This window comes from Vibrio sp. 10N.261.52.A1 (genome assembly GCF_002876325.1).
Classification (GTDB): Bacteria; Pseudomonadota; Gammaproteobacteria; order Enterobacterales; family Vibrionaceae; genus Vibrio; species Vibrio chagasii.
The window spans coordinates 1-5,631 of record NZ_MCYD01000787.1 but is presented as its reverse complement, the minus strand read 5'-3'; the positions used below and the strand labels follow the sequence as shown (position 1 = coordinate 5,631).

Annotated in this window: 6 protein-coding genes; 1 reads left to right on the top strand and 5 read right to left on the bottom strand. The window is 46.7% G+C overall.

The window, feature by feature from the left end:
• The coding region (locus BCT81_RS16410) for an SURF1 family protein (protein WP_102425131.1) at window positions 1-875 on the bottom strand (875 nt) is incomplete at its 3' end.
• On the opposite strand from BCT81_RS16410, the gene BCT81_RS16405 reads away from it, so the two are divergent.
• A complete protein-coding gene (locus BCT81_RS16405) occupies window positions 787-1,017 on the top strand; it encodes a DUF2909 domain-containing protein (RefSeq protein ID WP_102425130.1) in 231 nt (76 codons plus the stop codon). The genes BCT81_RS16410 and BCT81_RS16405 overlap by 89 nt on opposite strands.
• A 22-nt stretch (window positions 1,018-1,039) precedes the next feature.
• On the opposite strand, the gene BCT81_RS16400 is transcribed toward BCT81_RS16405, so the two are convergent.
• Genes BCT81_RS16400 through coxB form a run of 4 tightly spaced genes read right to left on the bottom strand, consistent with a single transcriptional unit; the run spans window position 1,040 to window position 5,455 of the window.
• Complete coding sequence (locus tag BCT81_RS16400) at window positions 1,040-1,924, bottom strand: cytochrome c oxidase subunit 3 (protein ID WP_102425129.1); 885 nt, start codon at window positions 1,922-1,924, stop codon at window positions 1,040-1,042.
• 29 nt (window positions 1,925-1,953) lie between these two features.
• On the bottom strand, window positions 1,954-2,583 hold the full coding sequence (locus BCT81_RS16395) for a cytochrome c oxidase assembly protein (RefSeq protein WP_102425128.1): 630 nt from the start codon (window positions 2,581-2,583) through the stop codon (window positions 1,954-1,956).
• An 11-nt stretch (window positions 2,584-2,594) separates the two neighbouring features.
• Window positions 2,595-4,256 carry a cytochrome c oxidase subunit I gene (gene ctaD, locus BCT81_RS16390; protein WP_102425127.1) on the bottom strand — a complete coding sequence of 554 codons (1,662 nt, stop codon included), beginning with the start codon at window positions 4,254-4,256 and terminating at the stop codon, window positions 2,595-2,597.
• Window positions 4,253-5,455: a cytochrome c oxidase subunit II gene (coxB, locus tag BCT81_RS16385; RefSeq protein ID WP_102425126.1), complete on the bottom strand. Its 1,203-nt coding sequence runs from the start codon at window positions 5,453-5,455 to the stop codon at window positions 4,253-4,255. The genes ctaD and coxB overlap by 4 nt, the downstream gene beginning before the upstream one ends.
• Window positions 5,456-5,631 lie beyond the last annotated feature (176 nt).

Sequence of the window (5,631 nt, the reverse complement as noted above, 5' to 3'; positions counted from 1 at the left end):
TTCTTCAAGTATCTAAACCCAATCAAAAGCATCAGCGAAAGCAATACCGCAGCCATCACAAACCATTGAAATGAGTAACCAAAGTGCTTCTCAGACTTCATCGCCGTCGGACGCCATAACATTTCATAAGGCCATGTATCCAAGCTCTGAGGTTGAAAAATGAAAGGCAACACCTCTTGTCCTGTGTATTGTGATAACGCTTCTATGTTGATGTTTTGAATCCTTTTTGGCGTCGTGTTTTCTAGCCCAAGTTCCTGACTTAATGGATTCACTGAACGAGTGTACAATCGCCCAGACATCTGGATAGGTAGCGTGATCTTTCCTATTTGTGGTAGATCCCTTCTGTCATTACTCGCTGCAACGAATCCAAGATCGATCAAAAGCTGTTTTCTTCCATCTTGAGTTTGAACCTCGCCCAGCATGTAAATCACATATCCCACCGTTCCTTGATTGATTTGATTGTCCAGCAAGAGAATTAAACCACTCGGTTTCACTAATTCGACGTCAGCTTTCAAGCCATTTAAGGTCGAAGGGGGCACCGACTGCTGAGTTCCAACGCTTGCCTCTCGCCATTCAGTGAGCACTGTATCTAGAGGCTTAGGAGGTTGCATTGCTCTTTGCGATAGCTGCTGCTCATAACGTAGTTTCTCGTTACCTCTATCTAACTGCCATAAACCCAACTTGATTAAAATGCCGACTGAAACCAAAGTTAAAGCAACCGCAAACCAAAAACCTTTACTGCGGAACTTTCGCTCATCATGATTCAAACGGTTTGGAGTTATCACTATGGCGTCACCTACCTTTATCCTGTTATTCAAAGTTGTGTTGGTTGCCCTGCTGTTTTTCATCGCATTCAACCTAATGAAAGGGCTCATCCAAATCGCCTCGAGCAAACACAATGGCAAAAAGCTGAGTCACTTCTTGGGGCGTCGAGTCATGTGGTCAGCCATTGTTGTGCTACTGTTATTGCTTGCTTTAGGGTCAGGAGTAATAGCTCCTAACCCTCGTCCCTATTAAGCCTTTTAGCTCTGTCGCTTCGCTAAAGCACGTATACAAACACGAATAACCCTAACCAAACCACATCAACAAAGTGCCAGTACCAACTGCCGGCTTGGAATGCAAAATGGTCTTTGGGTGTAAAATGATCTTTGGCAACCCTAGCTAACAAGACGATTAAAAAGATAGTCCCTAAGCAGACATGTAAACCATGGAAACCCGTCAGTAAGAAGAAGGTGTTGCCATAGATTCCCGATTGAAGAGTAAGGCCCATATCTTGATAAGCATGGATATACTCTTCAACTTGGAAAAATAGGAAGAACCCAGCCAGAACGATGGTGATCTCTAACCAAACGATTAATGCCATGCGCTTGTTTTGTTCGAGGCTTAGATGGGCCATATGCAGCGTGATGGACGAAAGCAATAGGATAATGGTGTTTTTGAGTGGAATTCCTTGCCATGGCATAGCTTGTGTTGTTACGCCATCCGGTGTCGTAGTCAGCGGCCACATTGATTGGAACATTGGCCACAATACTTCATGAGTCATTTCATTGTTGCCCGCCCCGCCAATCCATGGGACAGAGATCATACGAGCGTAGAACAGCGCGCCAAAGAAAGCACCGAAGAACATGATTTCAGAAAAGATGAACCAACTCATACCCTGCCTGAAAGAGCGGGATATTTGCTCAGAGTAGAGACCGCTCAAGGATTCCGTTATCACATTGCTAAACCAACCCGCGAGCATGTACAACAACACCGCAAACCCAACAAACAGCACAGCCTTACCGAACACACCACCAGCGCCATCAGTGCCCATGTTTTGGACGGTAAATCCAGCTCCAACGGCAACAAGAAACAGCGCAACGGCACCGACTAATGGCCAGTGGCTTTGATGTGGAACGAAATAAACTTCCTTTTTAGAACTCATCGCTCAACTCCTTATGTTGATTCTGGTTCCTAGTTACTCGCGATTACATTAGGCTCGGCACTACTTGATTCCCCGACCACCTCATTCGTAATGTTAAATAGCGTATAAGAGAGCGTCAGTGTGTGAATCGATTCTGGAATATCTGGCTCTATGTAAAATATCAAACCCATTTCAGCGCTTTTATGCCCCTCTAATGGCTGTTGGTTAAAGCAGAAGCATTCCATCTTATTAAAGTAAGTCGCCCCCATCCCTGGAGATACTGAAGGCACAGCCTGCCCCACTAGAGAGTTTCCTGATAAATTTTTGGCGATGTAATTCGTTTGAATTACCTCACCAGGGTGAACCTCTAACACACGATCTTCAGGAACGAACTGCCAGGGCATATCAGGTTTGATGTGCGACATAAACTCCACACGAACCGTACGAGAGTAATCTGGCTGCATCCCACGTGGCTGTACCGCAGACACGGTATTAGTTTTGCCGTTGACTCCCAAAGCCTCGCACATCACATCGTAAAGCGGCACCAAAGCGAAACCGAAACCAAACATCGCTACCACACTCAATACCAAGTAACCCGTTAGCTTTTTAGTTGATCGCTTCTTGGTTGACCGCTTGGGTTGGTTTTCATCTTTGCGTAGATCGCTTTGCTTATCGCTCATAGCCCATCTCCCTAATCGACTTTAGGCGGATGAGTAAAAGTATGATGAGGCGCAGGGCTTGGTACCGTCCACTCTAATCCTTCAGCACGTTCCCAGGGCTTGCTTGGTGCTGGCTCGCCGCCTTTGACACACTTGATGACTAGCCACAAGAAGATGAGTTGCGATAAACCAAAGGCGAAGCCCCCTATCGACACCACTTGGTTAACGTCAGCGAACTGGATAGCGTAGTCTGGAATACGACGTGGCATCCCCGCTAAACCTAGGAAATGCATAGGGAAGAAAAGAACATTCACTGAGATTACTGACGTCCAGAAATGCCATAGACTGAGCTTGTGGTCGTACATATGACCAGTCCATTTAGGCAACCAATAATAAGCGGCGGCCATTATCGAGAACACAGCTCCAGTCACTAGAACATAGTGGAAGTGAGCCACTACAAAATAGGTATCGTGGTATTGGAAATCTGCAGGAACAATAGCCAGCATCAATCCAGATAAGCCGCCTATCGTGAACAGAACGATAAAGGCGATGGTGAATAGCATTGGGGTTTCGAAAGTCAATGCACCTCGCCACATGGTTGCGACCCAGTTAAAGACTTTCACCCCCGTCGGCACCGCAATCAACATGGTGCAATACATAAAGAACAGCTCAGCAAAGACAGGCATCCCCGTGGTGAACATGTGGTGTGCCCATACTAGGAAGGACAAGATTGCGATACTACAGGTCGCATACACCATTGAGTGGTAACCAAACAAGCGCTTGCCACTAAACGCCGGGATGATAGCCGAAACGATACCAAAAGACGGCAAAATCATGATGTACACTTCGGGGTGCCCAAAGAACCAGAATATGTGCTGGAACATGACGGGGTCACCGCCACCCGCAGCGTCAAAGAAGCTTGTCCCAAAGTATTTATCGGTCAATACCATGGTCACAGCCCCAGCGAGAACGGGCATTACGGCTATCAGCAAGAAAGCGGTAATTAACCAAGTCCAAACAAACATTGGCAATTTAAACCAAGTCATACCTGGAGCTCTCATGTTTACGATAGTCACGATGACATTGATCGCCCCCATGATCGAACTAATACCCATGATGTGAACAGAGAATACAAACAACGCCGTGCTATCTGGGCCATACGTCGTTGAGAGCGGCGCGTAGAATGTCCAACCAAAACTCGGTCCGCCTCCCTCAGTAAACAAAGAGCCAATCAAGATTAAGAAAGCAAAGGGTAGAATCCAGAAGCTGAGGTTGTTCATTCTAGGTAACGCCATATCTGGAGCGCCGATCATCATAGGGATCATCCAGTTGGCGAGCCCCGTAAATGCAGGCATTACCGCGCCAAATACCATGATCAAGCCATGCACTGTGGTCATCTGGTTGAAGAAGTCAGGTTCAACAAGCTGCAGACCCGGTTGGAATAGCTCCGCACGGATCACCATCGCCATCGCACCGCCAGTTAGGAACATGGCGAAACTGAACCACAAGTATAGTGTGCCGATATCTTTATGATTGGTTGAATACAGCCAACGCGCCCACCCTTTGGGAGCTGCATGGGAATCGTGATCATCCGTAGGTAAATCATGGCTGTCTAAGGTACCGTCTAAAGTATGACTTAGAGCCTGACCTTCTGCAGGCGCCGATTTCACCGGCTTTTCGATTGGTGAACTCATAGCTGCTCCTTAGCATCACTTTGTGCTTCATCCGCAAAGCCTTCCGCTCCACCCGATTGTTTAACCTTATAGGCATTAACATCTGAAGCTTGAACCACATCGCCAGTATCGTTCCCCCAAGCATTACGTTGGTAGGTTACGACTGCTGCAATCTCTTTTTCTGTTAACTGATTGTCGAAGGCTTGCATTGCCGTGCCTCCTCGACCGTAAACAATAGTGTCGATATGCACATCGACATCTCCAAGAGCAACTGGGCTACCTTTGATGGCAGGAAACGCTCCAGGGATCCCTTCACCGTTAGCTTGGTGACAAACAGCGCATCGAGTTTTGTATACCTCTTCACCTATGGTGTTCAACTCTTCCAACGAAAGTGACGCGTCTAATGCATCTTGAGCCGCTTGTTGTGCGGCAATCGTTAGCTCTTTCTGTTCTGCTAACCATGCATCAAACTCATCTTCTGCCATGGCATGCACTACTATCGGCATGAAGCCGTGAGCACGACCACAGAGCTCTGCACACTGTCCTCGGTAAACGCCTGGTTCATCAATTTTTGTCCAAGCTTCGTTAATGAAACCCGGAATGGTATCTTTTTTAACGGCAAAGGCCGGAACCCACCAAGAGTGAATCACATCATCTGAAGTCATCAAGAACCGAACTTTTCGATCGACAGGAAGGACGAGTGGTTTATCAACCTCTAGCAAGTAATGAGCGCCTTTCGCTTCAATGCCTTCGATTTCTTTATCACTGGTTGCCAGCAAACTGAAGAATTCAACATCTTCGCCAAAATAACTGTAATGCCATTTCCATTGTGAGCCAGTAATTTTAACTGTGAGTTCAGATTGGGAAGTGTCTTCCATCGCTATCAAGGTTTTAGTAGCGGGGATCGCCATAGCGATGAGAATAATGATGGGGATAATGGTCCAGAGGATTTCGACTTTGGTACTTTCATGAAAGTGAGCAGCCACTGCGCCCTTCGACTTTCGGTGCCTTAGAATAGAATAAAACATCACCCCGAAAACCACAAAGGCGATTGCACAACAGATGTAGAAGATCAGCATGTGGAGCTCGTAGACTTGTCCACTTATCTCTGTCACACCTTGGGTCATGTTGTATTCACTGTTCGCATTCGCCGAGAACGATGCCAGTAGCACAACAAAACTCTTCAACAGCCACCCTAGCCTAACCAGTAATCTTTTCAAAAGATCTCTCCTTATCCTTCCTAATTGGATACATACGACCAAAATGTCGGAGCGAACCCAACAACATTCATTGCTGTACCGGCTTCGCATGAAAAGGCTGAATCTCAATCTACTACTCGCGTCGGCACAGCCTTTAAGAGCTGAACACTCCTGTCTTATTTGTAGACTTATACGTC